Genomic DNA, 18340 nt, shown 5'->3' with positions numbered 1-18340 from the left:
TGTCAGGAGACCGAAGACCGAAGTCTGGTGTCTGAGCGGTTACTAATCGTAAAGGATGTTTTTACGTATAAAGCTTAAAGTACAAAGCGTAAGGGTAAAGATCAGGCACCTGGTCTGGAGACTTGTATTAGTTACTACATACTAATGAACTAATCAGTCATCCGGATAGTTACTAATAACTAAAGATTAACGATGAAAATAGCACTTGCACAAATCAATTATACCATAGGTGATATAAAGGGTAATACTCAAAAAACTATTGATGTATTAAACCAGCAAAGAGCTAATGGTGCAGATTTGGTTGTTTTTGCTGAAATGAGTGTTTGCGGATATCTTCCTAATGATTTTTTAAACTATAAGCAGTTTATACGACAGTGCGAACAGGCTATAGAAGAAATTAAGGCACATACGCAGGGGATTGCCTGCATTGTAGGGGCTCCGGAGGTAAATCCGGTATTGCAGGGGAAGGATTTGTACAATGCGGCATATTTTATTGAAAATGGAAAAATAAGTGCGGTTGTAAGAAAGGGGTTACTACCTACTTATGATATTTTTGATGAATACAGGTATTTTGAACCTGCAACGGATTTTAAATGTATTGATTTTAAGGGGCACAAAATAGCTTTGACTATTTGTGAAGATCTTTGGAATTTGGGCGATAACCCTTTGTATACGACTTGTCCAATGGACGAGTTGATTAAAGAAGAACCAGATTTTATGATCAATATTGCTGCTTCCCCATTTGATTATAAGCAGGGGGAGCAGCGTATTTTTATTTTATCGCAAAATTGCCATAAATACCAGATACCATTGTTTTATGTTAACCAGGTTGGGGCAAATACGGATCTGATTTTTGATGGCGGTTCACTGGTTTTTGATAAGGCTGGCGATATGGTTGCCGAACTGTCTTATTTTAAAGAAGAGGTTCTGGTTTTTGATGTGGAACATGTTAAAAATTCGATTATCCTGGGTGAGAAGCCGGTAAAAAGGGAGCCTGTAGAGCAGGTGTACAATGCTTTGGTAATGGGGATAAGAGATTATTTCCAAAAATCAGGATTTAAGAAAGCCACTTTAGGATTGTCGGGAGGAATAGATTCTGCCATTGTATGTGTACTGGCTGTTGAAGCATTAGGGGCAGAGAATGTATACCCTGTTCTTTTGCCGTCAAAGCACTCCTCAGATCATTCTATAAAAGATGCAGAAGATCTGGCTAAGAATTTAGGGTGTAATTACACTACTTTACCTATATCAGATATTACTGATGCGGTAGAGGAAACACTTTCTGATGAATTTAAAGGATTGGAATTAAATATTACGGAAGAAAATATACAGTCGCGTACTCGTGGTTTATTGTTAATGGCTATGTCCAATAAATTGGGCTATGTGCTGTTAAATACTTCTAACAAAAGTGAAAGCGCCGTGGGCTATGGTACTTTATATGGAGACATGTGCGGTGCTATTGCTGTAATAGGGGATTGTTATAAGACCCAGGTTTATAAATTGGCTGAGTTTATTAACAGAGAGCAGGAGATAATTCCGGTTAATACCATTACTAAAGCTCCGTCTGCTGAATTAAGACCTAACCAGAAAGATTCTGATTCGTTACCGGATTATGATATGCTTGATAAAGTGCTTTATGAATATATAGAGCTACAGAAGAGTGCAGGCGAGATTGTAGAGCTGGGGTTTGATGAAGCGGAGGTAACTAGAGTAATGCGTTTGGTAAACAATGCAGAGTTTAAACGGTTTCAGACAGCTCCTATCTTAAGAATATCTCCCAAGGCTTTTGGTTCGGGCAGAAGGATGCCAATAGTTGCAAAATATAGTTTTTAGTTGTTAACTTAGCCCCGAACCCTATTATTAATATAAAATGAAGAAATTAATTCCCTTAATTGTTGTTTTTTTTATGAGCGTTTCTAATCTATCGGCACAGTCCAAAGCAGTAAAAGAAGTAGAAAATACTGTAGAAACCATGCGTTTGGCTATGATTTCCGGTGATAGAAATGTATTGAATAAGCTGGCTTCAGATCAATTGACTTATGGTCATTCCAGCGGTAAAATAGAAAGCAAAACGGATTTTGTAGAAACTCTGGCAACTAAAAAGTCAGATTTTAAATCGATTACTTTAAGCCAACAAACTGTTGATGTACAATGTAAAACTGCCGTGGTTCGTCATGTGCTGGATGCGGATACATTTGATGGAGGCAAACCAGGTAAAGTTCATCTGGGCATTGTATTGGTTTTTGCAAAAGACGGTTCTAACTGGAAGTTATTAGCCAGACAGGCGTTTAAATTACCATAGGGTAGTTTTTAAGTTGTTGATTATCTTCTAGTTCTGAATCTTTTGGAAGACTTGGGTGTAAATTCAAAATGAAATAGTTCCGACGGTTTTTGTATATTTGTTTTAATAGCACTTATATAGTTTTAGATAAATTTGGAGTCATGACTATACTTACTGTCAATATAGATAATGAAAAAGATTTACCTGTTTTAAAGGAAATTCTGAATCGTTTTGGTTTAAATTATACGATAGATAAGCATGATTCCGTGGAGAAAAAGGAGGAAAAGTTATATAAGAAATTAAAACAATCTTTTGGTGAGATTAAAGAATGGGAAGAGGGGAAAGTGAAACTACAAAAGGTTAAGGATGCCATCTCTGAAATTGAAGCTGAATTAGGGAATGACATTTGATGTTGTTTTAACTTCGGGCTTCAAAAAAGAACTGAAAAGAATTGCCAAAAAGCACCGTCAAATCTTGCAGGATATTCGCCTCTTAAGCGATGAGTTGACTAAAAACCCTACTTTGGGTATAAGTGTAGGTGAAAATGTATATAAAATACGAGTAGCTATCTCTGGCACTGCGAAGGGTAAATCTGGAGGTGCCAGGGTGATTACCTACGTCAAAGTAATAGGTGAAAGGTTATTTTGTCTGAGATTTACTTAAAGAGCGAATACGATACTGTAAATGTAGATGCGGTTATACAACGTTTGGTGAATGAAGGATTTATAGACCTATAAAAAAGAGAGAGACCAAAAAGCACTGCCCTTGTCAGGCTGATGCTGAATATATTGTAATATAAATCAATATAAAATGACTTTTGAATTGTATTTCGGTAATCAAACTAAAGCAGGTTCAACCGTTCTGCTTAAATTCCGCATCAGCACAATTCGGTTGGCATAGGTTAAGCCTAAGTATAATCTTTCAAAGAATTGTGCGTAGCGGAGAGTTTTTGGTTCCTTTTTGAGGGAAAAAGGAACTTGACCTGGCCGGTCAAGAGGCCGGAGAGGTAAGAGCGAAAATGCCTGATTGTGAGATTTTTGTAAATAACGTCAATGGTAGTCTTTCGTCGGACTCAGGATAAACAACTCTCAGTAGAAGTATCTTCAGTTTTACTGAGGAACACATTTCGACTTCAATGTGATATCTCCCATTTTTTAGATATTCCCTTTTTTACTTTTTGGGTATCTTCTTTTTAAATTTTACCTCCCCAAGAAGTTAAATACCCCTATCTTTTCCTTTAATCTTTTTACGTTCGAAAGCCACAAGTAATACTCCTATAATACCTATGCCTATAAAGGGATAAGCTATCCAGTCTTTATGTTTGGTATAAAAAGTCAGCTCAGAGTTAAGATTGATGTTCTGACTGATAACTGCTGGTTTCCACCAGGCTGTTTGCTGTACAATATCGCCTCGCTGGTTAATAAATGCCGAAATACCGGTGTTGGCAGAGCGGGCTACCCATCGTCTGTTTTCTACAGCGCGTAAACGGGCATATTGTAAGTGTTGATCTTTGCCGCTGGTGTTTCCCCACCAACCATCATTGGTAATAATAGCAATAAACTGAGCTTCTTTATCTATGTATTGGGCCACCCAATTTCCCCAGATAGATTCGTAACAGATAGCCACGGCTGCTCCAATACCTCCTTTAGAATAAAGTACAGATGGCTCGTTCTGGTAACCGTAACCTCCGGTAGTGCCGCCAAATTTGGCGAAAATGGGTTTCATAAAAGATAATGCTGCGGCAAAAGGCATTTTTTCTACACCGGGAACCAGTTTGGATTTATGGTAAAACTGAACCTCGGCGGAATTTTCAAATGCTACAGCTGTATTAAAGCTATCCCAATACATATTACTGGAAGCATCGTATTTTGCAGATGGCGTTTGTTCCGTCTGGTAGGTCAGAAAAGTTTCTGCTCCTGTAATTAACGTTACATTGGGATAAGGTTTTAAGAAGTTCTGAATAGTAGGGAATATGCGTGTATTCCTGATCTTTTCTTCGTTTATATATTCGGGAATGGCAGTTTCCGGCCATAGGATAAATTCGGTATTGAACTTTGCAGAGTCCTGGCTTAGCTTAATCAATTGGTCTAGTTGTTGGTATACAGAGCCGCTATATTTTTCATAAGGATCAACATTGGGCTGTACTACTACAATATTTGATGGGTTATTGGTTTCTTCGTAAGATGAATAGGTGTACAGCGAAAATGCTATAGGTATAATAATCCATAAAGCCCAGGCCATACTTGTTTTTAAAATACCTTGACGGTTGGCGGCGCTACGGCTCCGCCAGATATTTAGTAATAAAACGTTACTTGTTAGAATCCAGATGGTGCCTCCATAAACTCCTGTGTATTCATACCATTGGTAAAGCTGAGGTGTGTTTGCCAATCCATTGCCCAGATTCATCCACGGAAAGTTAAGGTCCCATGATTGATGCAGGTATTCGTAGGTTACCCAGAAACCAATAAGGAAAATGTCTGCAATAAGTGACTTTACTTTATTCCGGATTTTATAGTGTAGCCAGAAACTGAGAGCCATAAGTAATGCCCCTAACAGATAGGCTACAATAGAGCCTTCAGGACTGGCATTCCATATCCAATAGATAGAAGCTGTATTCCATATTACGAATGTAAGAAAGGTGATTAAAAACACCTTTTTACCTTTTTTGGGAACCTCTGTTTTATTGATGTTTTCTGTTGCTATCAGCAGTGGCAACAAAGCAAATAACAGAATGAACGAAGTATATGGAATGGGAGGCCAGGCTAACCATAGTAATAAAGAAGAAGCCAGGGCATAAAGAATGTTTCTCTTCATGTTTTTAACTAGTTTTTAATTCCCTCAGAGTTAAACTGAAGATCGTAAAGGTTTTTATACATACCGTTTTGGTGCAACAATTCCTGATGGGTTCCCATTTCCATTATTTTTCCATGATCAAGAACAATAATGCGGTCAGCATTTTGAATAGTTGATAAACGATGGGCTATTACAATAGAGGTTCTGCCTTTCATGAGTTTGTTGATGGCATTCTGTATCAGTAATTCGGTCTCGGTATCTACAGAAGAAGTGGCTTCATCTAAAACCAGAATAGTAGGGTTATATACCAGTGCTCTTATGAAAGAAATCAATTGAGCTTGTCCTGTAGATAAAGAGTTCCCTCTTTCCTGTACCTGATAATCGTATCCACCGGGTAATTTCATGATAAATTCGTGAGCGCCTACCTGCTTTGCCGCATTTATAATCTGCTCTCTTGAAATATTTTCGTTTTTTAGGCTGATATTATTAGCGATGGTGTCCGAAAACAAGAAAACATCTTGTAAAACTGTAGCAATTTGCGATCTCAGGTAGCTTAGTTCAAAATTCTGAATATTGATGCCGTCAATAGTGACTTCTCCTTTACTTATTTCGTAAAAGCGATTAAGGATATTAATAGTAGATGATTTACCCGCTCCAGTAGCTCCAACCAGAGCCAGCGTTTCGCCTTCTTTTACGTTAAAAGTAATGTCTTTTAATATCCACTCATCGTCTTGTATTTCTTCGTTGTGCTGTTGATAAGAAAACCAAACGTGGCTAAATGAAACATTTCCTTTGAGTTTCTCTGGTTGTAGTGTGCCTTTGTTCTCTGTTATCTCATCAGTATCTATCACATTAAAAATACGCTCGGCGCCAACCATTCCCATTTGCAGGGTATTAAACTTATCTGCAAGTTCTCTGATGGGTCTGAAAAGCATGTAAACATACATGATAAATGAAAATATTACCCCAGGAGAGATTTGGTTGTCGAGAATACTTTTAGAACCGTACCATACCAGTAATCCAATAGATAGGGCAGATATAATCTCTACCACAGGGAAAAAGATGGAGTAGTACCAGTTAGACCTGATATGGGCATCACGGTGCTCGGCATTAATATTCTTGAATTTTTTAAATTCCTGCTCTTCGCGGGCAAAATATTGTATAATGCTGATTCCGCTAATGTGTTCCTGTAAAAAGGTATTGAGCTTGGCAACCTGTGTTCTTACATCCTGAAAAGCAGATTTAATGGCTTCTTTGAATATGTAGGTTGCGATGATCAATAACGGCATGGGCAGTAATACAACCAGTGTAAGTTTCCAGTCGATATAAAACATGACGCCTATGACCGCTACAAGTTGTAAAATATCGCCTATAATGACAATTAAGCCTTCGGAAAAGATATCTGCAATAGTTTCCAGATCAGAAACAGTTCTGGTAATCAATTGTCCAATAGGGGTTTTGTCGAAATATTTTAACCTTAATTGGGTGATGTGGTTGAATACATCTTTTCGTAAATTTTTGATAACGGATTGTCCCAGAGAATTTGTAAGGTAGGTATGATAATATTGTATGATTGTCTGGAAAATTAATATTCCTACCAAAACAAGGGACATTTTTACCAATCCGTCATAATTGTCGAAAAGGACATAGTCATCAATAATATATTGTATCAGCAAAGGCCTTAAGGGAGAAATGGCAGCAATAGCAATAGTGAGGCATATAGACCAGAAGAACATTTTCTTATAAGGTCTGGCATAAGCGAATATTCTTTTTAGCAGCTGCCAATCGTAAGCTTTTCCGGTTGGTTTACTCATTATCTAAAATTTCTTCAAAAGGTTTTACAATATAAGGATAGCTTATTTCTGTTAAAAATAAACCACAGGCTGGTACGGATGCGCCTGCATGTGCGCGACTTTTGCTTTCTATCACTGAGCGGATATGCTGGGCCCTGTGCTTGCCTTTGCCAATATCTACCAAAGTGCCTACAATGGCTCTTACCATATTTCTAAGGAATCTGTTTGCGGTAATGTGAAAGACAATAGCGTTGCCCTCTTTAATCCACTCGGCGCGGCTTACATCGCAGATATTGGTGAAGTTTGCCGCATTGGCTTTACAGAAGGCTCCAAAATCTTTGTATTCTAATAAATAAGCAGCGGCTTTGTTCATTTCTGTAATATCTAATAAATCGGGAACCAGCCAACTTGTATGTGTTTTAAAAGGGTTTTTATGGAAGTGAATATGATATTCGTAGGATCTTTTGATTGCATCAAAACGGGCATGAGCATCCTCATGTACTTTAACTATATGCTTCACGGCAATATCATAAGGAAGCATGGCATTGATGCTTTTTAAAAACCTTTTTTGTTTTTGTTCTGAGAACTCTGTTGCGATATCAAAATGAGCAAAAAATTGCGTGGCATGTACTCCCGTATCTGTTCTGCCACAGCCTAATGTTTCAATCTTTTCTCCAAAAAAGTTGGACAAGGCCTGGTCCAGCTTTTCCTGAACAGCAATAGCATTAGGCTGGTATTGCCAGCCGTGGTAATGTTGCCCGTGATAGCTCAGCTCAATAAAAAATCTTTGTTTTTTACACACTTTACAAATTTAGCTTTATCTTGTTTATCCAGTGTACGAGAAGTGTTATTATTGGATAAATTTAAATCATTTTTGTAAAAAACAGCTAATTTGTGTTTGTTTGAACAAATTTTTAGCATTCAACTATTAAGATATGATACAGAGAATACAATCGGTATATTTATTATTAGCCTCTTTGGCTTTATTTGCACTATTTATTTTTCCTTTGGCTAATGTATTGGATGCATCTGGCGCAAAAAGAATAAGAATTACGGGTGTTTATGAAATTGCTGAAAATGGCCTGGTACAAAAAGAGAGCTTTTTGCTGCTTACTATTGCTACTGTTGTACTGGCATTAATTCCTTTAGTGCTTATATTTCTGTATAAGAACAGGAAACAGCAAATGCTTTTTGTGTACTTAACTGCCGGGTTGGTTATTGGATATAGCTATTGGCTTTCTACCCTTTTAAAAAGCGCAACTGTGGTGAGTTTGCAGGCTAGTGATTATGGTATAGGAATAGGTTTGTCTTCTGTGGCTGTTTTGTTTTTAATATTGGCAGCCCGGGGCATTAAGCGTGATGACCAATTGGTACGTTCTGCTGACAGACTGAGGTAGAGCGAATACTCAATAAATTAAGGTATTGTAGATTAGGTCGAGCACATTGGTTATTCTGAAGCTCGACCTTTTTCTTTTTAACTTCTCTATTACGATGATATTGTAGTGCCTTTAATGACTATGATCGGCTCGGAACGGTGTTCTTCTTTAGCGAACTTTTCTGCTATAGGGCAATATCCTGTTAGACCCCGGTTGATTAAGCCATAACTTAATGCCAGTTCTGAGACCGCTAACCAGGGCTTGGAAAATAATCTTTTAATTCCCTTAACTGCGAAGAAAGACCCCGTAGCTACCGAAAGAAGTCTTTCTGTTTTACTAATGTTAGTGTAAGAATCCATTCCTAGTGTTTCTTCAACTCTTTCTTTGATGTTATCGATCATGTTTGCCATAGTGTTTTTGTTTTTAATAAAATAAACTCTACAACAATGATGCCTTAAAAAGGTAGGTTTTTTTATTTCGTTTTAGTTGTGTGTTTTGATTTTAGGTTTTAAATTTTTATATTAAATATTTAATAACCAATTATTTAAACGTATGAATAGATTTTTACTTTTATTGATTGGACTGTTGTGTGCAGTTCAATTGAAAGGGCAATTATTAAAAGTTGAATTTAAAGATGGTACGGCTCTTAATTCTTATTACAGTAATGCTCCAACTTCAAATCAATTGTCTAATATTGATGTATCAAATGACTATAGTTCTGTTTCTATAGAATCTGGTATGCTGAAAATGAAAAGAACTTCTGACGCGACTTCCGTTGCGTCTTTTTCCAGAATCACACCCTTTGCTAATTCTCCTAAATTGTTGATTTGCGAGTTTGACCTGAAAGTGGAAGGAAATGCCAAAGCTACTACTACGGCCGCTACTTTTTTACTGGGAAGTAATTTTACAAAGGCAAATAATACTGAAGCCGTTGACAAAATTCATTCCAGATTCAGTATTAATTTATCAGAGAATGAAGGTGAGTTTTTTCTGAAAGAGTCGGGAAATAAAGGAGTAATAGGCACTGCGCTTACAGGGAAATGTAAGGTTAAATTTATTGTTAACAATTTGGGTGAATCTTATACTTATATTTCTGATGATAAAGAGTATAGTTTAGCAAACGATCAATGGGATCTTTGGGTAAATGGAGAAAAATACCTGTCGGGTAAAGAGGCTACAACTGCTGGTCAGGAGTTAGAGAATATGAAGTTTTTCTTTGATAAAGGTATAGCTTCAATATTTGTTGGAGATGTAATTGTGTATGGGTTAGAGGCTCTTCCTGTTGGCTTGCTTTCTTTTGAAGGTAAGGCGTTGCGAAATGGTAATCAGTTAACATGGTGTATAGCATCTGCGGAGAATTTGCAGCGTTTTGAAATACACCGATCTAAAGATGGTGTGAATTTTAGTTCCTGGAAAAGTGTTTCTTATCAGGATGGTTTTTTTTCCTATCGTGTGGAGGATATGGCTTCTGAAGGAATCTCTTATTATAAACTGATTGCAGTCGATGGAGATGGAGTGAAGACAGAATTGAAAACTATTTATATCAAATCTTCAGCTATTTATGCCATGGATATAATTCCGGTTATTGGTGATATTTTGTTTAAATTATCAGAAGAGAATAAATCTGTTTCCAGCGTCAGGATACTTGATGTAAAAGGTGCTGTATTGTGTTCTAAGGCTATAGATAGCCAGTCTATGGATGAGTATATTTCTTTAGGGGTAGATTTGCCAAAAGGAGTTTATATTTTATCGACACTTATAGGTAGCGAATGGATCAACAAAAAGTTTATTAAGTAATATTGGGAACTGAAATGTGGGTGTGAGTGTTTGTGGTGATGGTTTATGTTGGCATTTGGGTGTAAATGAAGTGGATAAGGATCTGTCTTTAGGGCGGGTATTTACGCTTTCTGTGAAATTTTATTTGCTTTTTCAGTGTAAAAGCGTAACTTTGCGCCCTATTTGGCAATGTTGCCATATTTTATAAGTTATCATGAACCCATTCAATGAACTGGGGATCCGTCATGATATTGTTAATGCGATAACTGAGTTAGGTTTTACAAATCCTACTCCAATCCAGGAAAGTGCCATTCCGGTCTTGTTATCAGGCAGCAACGATTTTGTCGGATTAGCCCAAACTGGAACAGGGAAGACGGCCGCGTTCGGTCTTCCATTGTTAGAGCTGATAGACAACACAAAGAATTATCCACAAGCTTTGGTTTTATGTCCAACACGTGAGTTGTGTTTGCAAATCAGTAACGATTTAAAGAATTTCTCTAAAAATTTAAAAAATGTTAATGTAGTTGCCGTTTACGGTGGAGCTAACATTGTAAATCAGCTTAGAGAGATAAAAAGAGGGGTACAAATTGTTGTGGCTACCCCGGGACGTATGCTAGATATTATCAACAGAAAAGCTATCGATTTCTCAAACGTTAATTACGTAGTACTTGACGAGGCAGACGAGATGTTGAACATGGGTTTTCAGGAGGATATCAACGATATTTTGTCTACCACACCAGATACTAAAAAAACCTGGTTGTTTTCTGCAACCATGCCAAGAGAGGTAAGAAGAATTGCAGAAAAATACATGACTGACCCACACGAGCTTACAGTGGGTAAACAAAATACAGGAAATGCTAACATAGAGCATGAGTATTATATTGTTAAAGCTCGCGATAAATACGCTGCATTTAAGCGTATTGTAGATTTTAACCCGGATATCTTCGGTATAGTTTTCTGTCGTACAAAGATAGAAACACAAGAAATTGCCGAATCTTTGGTTAAAGACGGATATAATGCAGATTCGTTACATGGTGATCTTTCGCAACAACAACGCGACAGAGTAATGAAGCGTTACAGGGAAAGAAACCTGCAGTTGTTAATAGCTACGGATGTTGCAGCCAGAGGTATAGACGTTAACGACGTGACTCACGTAATTAACTATTCTTTACCAGATGAGATTGAAAACTATACGCACAGAAGCGGTAGAACAGCAAGAGCCGGAAAAACAGGGGTATCTATCTGTATTATTAATTCGAGAGAAATTCATAAAATCCGTCAAATCGAGAAAGTTATTGGTAAGCAATTTACCAAAGCAGAAATCCCGACCGGATTTGATGTGGTAGAAAAGCAATTGTTTGGTTTAGTGAAGCGTGTACATGACGTAGAAGTAAACGAAGAGCAAATAGAGCAATACCTGCCAAGAATTATAGAAGATTTTAAAGACATGACTACCGAAGATGTAATCAAACGTTTTGTGTCTTTAGAGTTTAACATGTTGTTGGATTACTACAAAAATGCACCTGATTTGAATGCTTCTGCAGACGAAAGAGGTAGCAGGGAAAGAGGAGAAAGAAGCGAGAGACGTAGCGATGGTTTCACCAGATTATTTATTAACCTGGGTTCTGTAGATGATTTTACTCGTGGCGATTTGTTAGGCTATATCTGTAATAATACAGGTGTAAGCGGCAGAGCTATTGGGAGAATAGACATGAAAGGTGTGTTTTCTTTCTTTGAAGTAGAAGATGCTGACGCAGATAAAATAATGCAGGGCTTTAAATCTGTAGATTATAATGGCAGACCTGTAAGAATAGAAGTTTCTAGCGAACCAAGAGGAGGTCGTGGTGGTGATAGACGTGGTGGAGGAGAAAGAAGAGGTGGAGACAGACGTGGCGGCGGAGATAGAGAGAGAAGAAGTGCAAACGGAGGCGGCGGTTTCAGAGACTTTTCGGGTAAGAAAAGAGAAGGTGCCGGAAGCGGCGAGAGAAGAGGATTTGGAGGAAAGAGAAGATAAAATAATCCTAAGTAAGGATTAGAAAAAACAAAAAGCGCTTAATTTCAGGCGCTTTTTGTTTTATAAGGGGTAGTGAATATTAAAAACGGAAAAAGAACTTATAGCCTCAGCAAAGAGCTGTTTTTGAAGTTTGAGCATTTTTGGTAGCTACTCTTAATAAAAAATTAATATTTTCACAGTTTCAACTACTTGATTGAAAAGTTTTAATACTGTTCTGTAGAAGTAAGTTGAGTATTTTTATTTTAGACTTATTAAATAGAAGATGAAATTACTTGAAGGAAAAACCGCATTGATTACAGGGGCATCAAAAGGTATTGGTAAAAAAATTGCAGAAAAATTTGCAGAACAAGGTGCTCATGTGGCGTTCACATATTTGTCTTCCGTAGAGAAAGGACAGGCCTTAGAAGAAGAGTTAAAAGCTTTTGGAACCAAAATAAAGGGTTACCGTTCTGACGCTTCAAAATTTGATCAGGCAGACCAGTTGATTAATGATATTGTTGCCGAGTTTGGAACGCTGGATATTGTGGTGAATAATGCAGGAATTACCAAAGATGGATTATTGATGCGCATGACCGAGGAAAACTGGGATGATGTATTGGAGGTAAACCTTAAATCGATATTTAACACCACTAAAGCAGCTTCTAAGATTATGATGAAAAACCGTAAAGGCGTATTCATTAATATGAGCTCTGTGGTTGGTGTGCAAGGTAATGCCGGACAGGCTAATTATGCGGCATCCAAAGCGGGTATTATTGGATTTTCTAAATCTGTTGCTAAAGAATTAGGATCAAGAAATATCAGAACCAATGTGGTTGCTCCGGGATTTATACGTACAGAAATGACTGATGTTTTAGATCCGAAGGTAGTAGCAGGTTGGGAAGCAGGTATTCCGTTAAAAAGAGCAGGAGAGCCTGAAGATGTAGCAAATGTATGTGTTTTCTTAGCCTCTGATATGAGTGCTTATGTAAACGGACAGGTTTTATCTGTTTGTGGCGGTATGTTGTAAATAAAAAAATTATAAATGTAAGAGGCCACTGTTAAAGTGGCTTTTTTTTTGCTGTAGTTTTTTAACATAAAAAGAATTTATTCAATACTATTTATAATGAAAAACAACCAGCTTGTATTACCCGCTGTTATTTTGTCCGTAGCATTGTTAATAGCCATGCTTATTTTTTCTGGTACATGGAAAAAAGTGGGGGCAGCAGAACAAACTATTAATGTTACCGGATCGGCTAAAAAGCTTATTGTATCTGATTTAGCCGTTATCAGAGGGAGTCTGAGTGCAGAAGCGGAGACAGCGAAAGATGCCTATCAAAAACTACAAAGTCAGAAACCTGTATTACTGGCTTATCTGGCAAAACATGGCTTTACCGAAAAAGATATAGACTTTAAAACTACAAATTCGTATCCTAACTATAATTATAATAATAATGGGATGCAGGTAGGCGTGAGGTCTTATTCTATAAATCAGATGATAGAATTTGAATCTAAAGATGTAGAAAAAATGAAAGCCTTGTCTATTGATATAGCTTCTTTAGTAGAGCAGGGTGTCGAGTTTACAGTAAATCCACCGGAATATTATTATACCAAGCTATCTGATATTAAAATAGATATTCAGGCAGAAGCCGCAAAAGATGCAATGGTAAGGGGGAAAAGAGTAGCCGAAGCCACCGGTAGAAAATTAGGAGCCTTAAAAAGTGCCAGAATGGGTGTGTTGCAAATTACACCTGAAAATTCAAACGTAACATCTGATTATGGTATTAATGATGTCAGTTCAATTAGAAAAGAAATTACAGCAGTAGTAAATGCCAACTTTGAAATAGAATAATTTTTGCATTTTTAACATGAAATGTTAGGAGCAATATTATTCGAAAATACATCGGGCTGGTGGCTGTTGTTATGTCTGGCAACAGGCTTGTTTTATGCCTATATATTTTATAAAAAACAGGAGAAAGGATCTTTAAAATATATACTATTTACACTTAGAACAATTGTTGTAAGTGTCATCTGTTTTTTATTGATGGCACCTTTGCTGGCTGTGGATAAAAATGTAGAAGAAAAGCCCCTGTTAATTGTGGCTCAGGATAATTCTGCATCTATTCCTCTGGCTAAGTCTCCCGGATATGATTTGAAAAGTTATCAGAAGTCTTTAGATGAACTGATCAATAAACTTAAGGCGAAATATAAAGTAGAGGTACTTGGTTTTGGAGACCGGGTAGCTAAAGCCGAAATATTTGATTATAAGGATCAGCAAACAGATTTTTCTACACTTTTCAACTATATAGATGAGCAATACAGTGCCAATAATGTTGGCGGAGTAATAATAGCATCTGACGGTATTATTAATAGAGGATCTTCTATCAACCATCAGGCAATTTTAAATAGAGCTTCTGTCTATACTATTGCTTTGGGAGATACTATTCCACGAAAAGATGTTGCCATACGCACTGTGAACTACAATAGGATTGCTTATTTGGATAACGAGTATACTTTGGAGGTGGCCCTTCAGGCTAATAAATCGAAAGGCGAATCTATAACTGTAAATATTGAAACTTCTGACGGACAACAGAAAAGACAACAGCTGTTTATTGAAAATGAGGAATGGAAAAAGAATGTTTCTTTTAAGCTGGATGCCCGAAAAGTAGGAACGCATAAAATTACCATAAATGTATCCAGATTGCCGGAAGAACAGTCCTATCAAAATAATAATCGTACTATTTATATTGATGTACTAGAAGGGAAAGAGAAAATACTTTTAGTGGCTAATGCGCCGCACCCGGATATTGCTGCCTTGAAACAAAGTCTGGAAAGTAATAAGAACTATGCGGTAGATGTAGTTAAAGCTGATGAGACCCCCAAAAAACTTGGAGAATATAGTGTAATTATATTACATAATTTGCCTTCACTAAAATTTCCGGTTAAGAACTTGCTGGAGAGTACTCGGGAAATACCAATTTGGTTTATTGCAGGTACAGAAACCAATATGGTATTACTGAATGCAGCTCAGGAACCTTTTAGCTTAAATACAGCAGCTCAGTTCAAGAATCATACGGCAAATCTGAATAGCCAATTCTATGGTTTTACATTATCTGAGGCAACCCGGTCTTTTATGCGGAATCTGCCTCCGTTAGCAGGTCCTGCCGGACAAATGGTCTTTAAGGGAGAGAAGCAGGTGTTAATGAGCGATCAGGATGGACAGGATTTATGGGCCTTTTCAAAATTGCGGAGTAACCGGGCTATTTTGCTGGGCGAAGGTTTGTGGAGATGGCGTATAGAAAACTATAAAAACTCCGATAATTTTGTGGCATTTGATGAGCTTGTTTCCAGAACGGTACAGTTGTTAAGTATTAAACAGGATAAAAGACGATTTAAGGTATATCCGGCAAAAAGTAATTTTCTGAATAATGAAGATGCTTTATTTGGAGCTGAGTTGTACAACGAATCGTACCAGCCTATAAACGATGCAGACGTAGCTATAAATATGAGCAATGATGCTGGTGATAAATATAGTTTTGTATTCAATAAAAAGGATAAATTCTATGAACTTAATGCCGGGATGCTGCCTGCCGGACAATATAACTATACAGCCAGTACGCAGTTGGGAGAGAAGAAAATGGAAACAAAAGGTTATTTTGTGATTGAGAAAGTAAATGTAGAATACGAGAACTTAACGGCAGATCATCAGTTCTTATATCGTTTAGCCAGTATGAGTGGGGGAGAAATGGTTTCTCCGAATCAATTGGACAAACTTTATGAGCTTATAGAAGAAAATGAACATATTACGTCAGTTGTTCATAATGATCGTACCTTTGAGGAACTCATTAACATGAAGTGGATTTTTGCTGTATTGCTGTTGTTGCTAAGTTTAGAGTGGTTTTTAAGAAAAAGGAATGGACTTTTATAGTGTATTGCTGGAAAACCTGATCATTATTTTGGGTACTTCCTCTTTTGCTGTGTCTGGTGCATTTGCTGCGATGCAAAAACGTTTAGATGCTTTTGGTGTATTGATAGTGGCTTTTGTTGCTGCAGTGGGCGGTGGAACATTGAGAGACCTGATGATAGGAGATATACCGGTATTCTGGATTAAAGAGCCTTATTATGTCGTTATTATTATCATTACCGCCTTATTGGCTATGTTTTTCTGGAAGAGGCTAAAAAGGTTTAAAATTATATTATTTCTGTCGGATAGTCTCGGTCTTGGCTTTTTTACCATACTTGGCTTACAAAAAGGACTGGCTTTGCATTTAGATGCGGGTATATGCATTGCTTTAGGGCTGGTAACAGGGTGTTTTGGAGGGATATCCCGTGATATATTGTTGAATAATATTCCAATTATATTTAGAAAAGAAATTTATGCTACAGCATGTATTGTAGGGGGATTGGCCTATTTCGCTTTATATTATGCAGGATTGGATAAAAATCTGACAGAGGTACTGTCAATAGGTGTCATCGTATTAATTAGAATAATTGCTGTTAAAAAACATCTGGCTTTACCCAGGTTTTATTAAAAAAGACCTTTTTTTTCCGGTTGATCTTCTATAATTACAAAAACGTCTTCGTTATCTCTTTTCATGAGGTATTTTTCACGGGCAAATTTTTCCAGTCTGTCTTTGTTCGTTGTTAATTCTTCCAGGTCTTTTTTTACTTTGGCAATTTCATCAGTGTAAAAGGCTTTTTCCTGTTCAAGTTTTTTTACCTGATTTCGGTAATCGAATTGAGATATGGCATCATTTCGGTCAAAAAACAACATCCAAACTAAAAAAGCCATAGATGTTAAAAAGAATTTGTTTTTTACCAAGTCTACCAAACGTTTCATAAGTCTCTTTTCTAGATTACACACAAAGATGGTTATTTTATCAATAAACAGAAATTTTTTTATTAAGTTTTTGATTTATAGTGATTTGTGTTTGTGTTGTTTTGTTTTATATAAAGATTAATTCGAGTGCTGTTGCTAAATATGACGCTAAGTTTCCTGATACCGTTTTTCAATGCTATTTTTGCAGTAATGAGTTCATTCGAGAAATTAAGATTGAGTAAGCAGTTACAGATAGCTGTTTCTAATGCAGGCTATTTTCAGCCAACAGGATTACAATCAACTATTTTTAGCCGTATAAATGGTGGACAGGATCTGGTGGCTGTTTCTGGAGAAGGTGCTGGGAAATCTACTGCACTGGTGCTGGCGGCCCTTAATAAGCTAAAGCAAACCGAGGAGATTGCACCACGGATTTTGATTATGGTTTCCAGTCAGGAGCGGGGAGAAGAACTAATACAGCAGTTTGAACTATTGAACAGAAATAAATCGCTACGTATATATGGTTTGTTTAATAACGGACCTACTTTAGACGCACAGGTGCTGGAACTTACAGATGGAGTGGATATTGTGGTTGCAATGCCAGACAGGGCTCGTTCTGCTTACCTTAAACTGGGACTTAACTTAAATAAACTACAATTATTTGCTGTGGATGATGCAGATGAAATTGTAGCTAATGGATTGCAGTTACCCGTTGCCGAACTGGGAAGAAGTGTGCCTAAGGCGCAGAATCTTATTTTCTCTTCCGTTTATCATGGTAAGATAGCCCGGATGTTAAGTTATTTTATGGAGGAGTTTGATGTTATTGAGGTTGATAATCTGGAACAAAAAGATGTCCCATGTGTGGAGCAGATACTGTACACAGTTCCTAATTTTAAAACTAAACTGAACCTGCTTAATTTATTGTTGGAGGATAGGGAAGTGTTCGATAAAGTTTTAGTGGTTGTTGGGTCTAAGTTTACCGCTGAGACAGTTTATAAAATGCTGAACCCTAAGGAAGAATTGGTAGATGTTTACACTTTCAGATGTATTGAATTCTCTGAAAATAATATCGAAAACTTAGCTGATTTTGAGCAGATGCCACAGAGAAGGGTATTGATAGTTAGTGAAGAAGATTTGCCAGACTTGGAAACCAGTAATATTCCATTTTTGATGTTCTTTGATATTCCTGATCATCAAAATAACTTTATTCAGAAAGTAGTCTTGAAAAATGAGAAACAAGAAGATCAGCTGGCTCTTTGTTTAGTTACAGATCTGGAATTAGGGACGATACAGAAGATAGAGCAGGAACTTGGTTTACGGATGAATAGAATGGATTTACCGGAAGATTTATACGTAGAAACCGAAAGCAAAAAGAAGAAAGTGGAGAAGGAAGAAGAGGATGACCCTACGAGGGGTGGTGCTTTTCATGAAAAGAAAGCAAAGAATACAAAAACAGCAAACATTAAGCCTTCTGAAAGGTATAAAAAGCATAAATAAAGGGACTGTCTCATAAAC

At 37.1% G+C, this 18340-nt stretch carries 17 protein-coding genes; 12 read left to right on the top strand and 5 right to left on the bottom strand.

What is annotated here, in order from left to right; all coding sequences use genetic code 11:
- Positions 1-192: 192 nt before the first annotated feature.
- The 4 genes from ACFSAH_RS17460 to ACFSAH_RS17445 all read left to right on the top strand — a co-directional run bounded on the left by ACFSAH_RS17460 (position 193) and on the right by ACFSAH_RS17445 (position 2944).
- Positions 193-1833: an NAD+ synthase gene (locus ACFSAH_RS17460; RefSeq protein WP_379664033.1), complete on the top strand. Its 1641-nt coding sequence runs from the start codon at positions 193-195 to the stop codon at positions 1831-1833.
- A 37-nt stretch (positions 1834-1870) separates the two neighbouring features.
- The gene (locus ACFSAH_RS17455; RefSeq protein WP_379664032.1) at positions 1871-2302 is read left to right on the top strand and encodes a nuclear transport factor 2 family protein; all 432 of its coding nucleotides are present in this window, start codon (positions 1871-1873) and stop codon (positions 2300-2302) included.
- Between the two features lie 140 nt (positions 2303-2442).
- Entirely contained in the window at positions 2443-2691 is a 249-nt protein-coding gene (locus ACFSAH_RS17450; RefSeq protein ID WP_379664031.1) for a hypothetical protein, read from the top strand.
- Positions 2681-2944 (top strand): type II toxin-antitoxin system RelE/ParE family toxin, encoded by a 264-nt coding sequence (locus ACFSAH_RS17445; protein WP_379664030.1) that lies wholly within the window; start codon positions 2681-2683, stop codon positions 2942-2944. Before ACFSAH_RS17450 ends, ACFSAH_RS17445 begins: the two co-directional genes overlap by 11 nt.
- Positions 2945-3496: 552 nt before the next feature.
- Here the strand turns inward: ACFSAH_RS17445 and lnt are convergent.
- From lnt to truA, 3 genes are read right to left on the bottom strand one after another with little or no spacing between them, the layout of a single operon-like run.
- Complete coding sequence (gene lnt / locus ACFSAH_RS17440) at positions 3497-5095, bottom strand: apolipoprotein N-acyltransferase (RefSeq protein WP_379664029.1); 1599 nt, start codon at positions 5093-5095, stop codon at positions 3497-3499.
- Positions 5096-5103: 8 nt separating this feature from the next.
- A complete protein-coding gene (locus ACFSAH_RS17435) occupies positions 5104-6888 on the bottom strand; it encodes an ABC transporter ATP-binding protein (protein WP_379664028.1) in 1785 nt (594 codons plus the stop codon).
- Positions 6881-7669 carry a tRNA pseudouridine(38-40) synthase TruA gene (gene truA / locus ACFSAH_RS17430; protein WP_379664027.1) on the bottom strand — a complete coding sequence of 263 codons (789 nt, stop codon included), beginning with the start codon at positions 7667-7669 and terminating at the stop codon, positions 6881-6883. The genes ACFSAH_RS17435 and truA overlap by 8 nt, the downstream gene beginning before the upstream one ends.
- Before the next feature lie 133 nt (positions 7670-7802).
- On the opposite strand from truA, the gene ACFSAH_RS17425 reads away from it, so the two are divergent.
- The gene (locus ACFSAH_RS17425; RefSeq protein ID WP_379664026.1) at positions 7803-8264 is read left to right on the top strand and encodes a DUF4293 domain-containing protein; all 462 of its coding nucleotides are present in this window, start codon (positions 7803-7805) and stop codon (positions 8262-8264) included.
- Positions 8265-8353: 89 nt separating this feature from the next.
- Here ACFSAH_RS17425 and ACFSAH_RS17420 read toward each other — a convergent pair whose 3' ends face one another.
- A complete protein-coding gene (locus ACFSAH_RS17420; protein ID WP_379664025.1) occupies positions 8354-8653 on the bottom strand; it encodes a YgaP family membrane protein in 300 nt (99 codons plus the stop codon).
- A 142-nt stretch (positions 8654-8795) separates the two neighbouring features.
- Between ACFSAH_RS17420 and ACFSAH_RS17415 the strand changes: the two genes are divergently transcribed.
- The 6 genes from ACFSAH_RS17415 (at position 8796) to ACFSAH_RS17390 (ending at position 16541) form a co-directional block, all read left to right on the top strand.
- On the top strand, positions 8796-10040 hold the full coding sequence (locus ACFSAH_RS17415) for a T9SS type A sorting domain-containing protein (RefSeq protein ID WP_379664024.1): 1245 nt from the start codon (positions 8796-8798) through the stop codon (positions 10038-10040).
- A 193-nt stretch (positions 10041-10233) separates the two neighbouring features.
- On the top strand, positions 10234-12033 hold the full coding sequence (locus ACFSAH_RS17410; protein WP_379664023.1) for a DEAD/DEAH box helicase: 1800 nt from the start codon (positions 10234-10236) through the stop codon (positions 12031-12033).
- Between the two features lie 262 nt (positions 12034-12295).
- A complete protein-coding gene (fabG, locus tag ACFSAH_RS17405) occupies positions 12296-13039 on the top strand; it encodes a 3-oxoacyl-[acyl-carrier-protein] reductase (RefSeq protein WP_379664022.1) in 744 nt (247 codons plus the stop codon).
- Between the two features lie 96 nt (positions 13040-13135).
- Positions 13136-13861, top strand: coding sequence for an SIMPL domain-containing protein (locus ACFSAH_RS17400; protein ID WP_379664021.1), 726 nt, complete (start codon positions 13136-13138; stop codon positions 13859-13861).
- A 21-nt stretch (positions 13862-13882) separates the two neighbouring features.
- Positions 13883-15937, top strand: coding sequence for a hypothetical protein (locus tag ACFSAH_RS17395; RefSeq protein WP_379664020.1), 2055 nt, complete (start codon positions 13883-13885; stop codon positions 15935-15937).
- A complete protein-coding gene (locus tag ACFSAH_RS17390; RefSeq protein WP_379664019.1) occupies positions 15924-16541 on the top strand; it encodes a trimeric intracellular cation channel family protein in 618 nt (205 codons plus the stop codon). Before ACFSAH_RS17395 ends, ACFSAH_RS17390 begins: the two co-directional genes overlap by 14 nt.
- Here the strand turns inward: ACFSAH_RS17390 and ACFSAH_RS17385 are convergent.
- On the bottom strand, positions 16538-16849 hold the full coding sequence (locus ACFSAH_RS17385) for an FtsB family cell division protein (protein WP_379664018.1): 312 nt from the start codon (positions 16847-16849) through the stop codon (positions 16538-16540). The genes ACFSAH_RS17390 and ACFSAH_RS17385 overlap by 4 nt on opposite strands.
- 141 nt (positions 16850-16990) lie before the next feature.
- On the opposite strand from ACFSAH_RS17385, the gene ACFSAH_RS17380 reads away from it, so the two are divergent.
- A complete protein-coding gene (locus tag ACFSAH_RS17380; protein ID WP_379664017.1) occupies positions 16991-18322 on the top strand; it encodes a DEAD/DEAH box helicase in 1332 nt (443 codons plus the stop codon).
- Positions 18323-18340 lie beyond the last annotated feature (18 nt).

This window comes from Pseudopedobacter beijingensis (assembly GCF_042678145.1).
Classification (GTDB): domain Bacteria; phylum Bacteroidota; class Bacteroidia; order Sphingobacteriales; family Sphingobacteriaceae; genus Pseudopedobacter; species Pseudopedobacter beijingensis.
Note: the sequence above shows the minus strand (reverse complement) of the source record. Positions and strands in the feature narration are given on the sequence as shown.